The 216-nt window shown below is 68.5% G+C and carries 1 protein-coding gene; it reads right to left on the bottom strand.

Features of this window, described 5'->3' with window-relative positions; translation table 11 throughout:
* The coding region (locus ADK60_RS28505; protein WP_159400626.1) for a hypothetical protein at nucleotides 1–216 on the bottom strand (216 nt) is incomplete at both ends.

Below are 216 nucleotides of genomic sequence, written 5' to 3'. Positions count from 1 at the left end.
GCTCGTGTAGACGTCCACCGCGTCGTCGTCGTAGCGGGCGTGGAAGACCATGCCCTCCTGCACCGGCGACAACGGCCAGACATCCTCCAACTCGACCTCCGCCGACTCCAGTTCGGAGACATCCGCGGAGGTGAGCGCGACCAGCGGGAAGTCCGACGGCGTGTGCCCGCCCGAACCCGGCTGCTCGACATGCGCAACCAACGCGCGCAGGACCGT

Source organism: Streptomyces sp. XY431 (assembly GCF_001279805.1).
GTDB classification, from domain to species: Bacteria; Actinomycetota; Actinomycetes; order Streptomycetales; family Streptomycetaceae; genus Kitasatospora; species Kitasatospora purpeofusca.
Note: the sequence above shows the minus strand (reverse complement) of the source record. Positions and strands in the feature narration are given on the sequence as shown.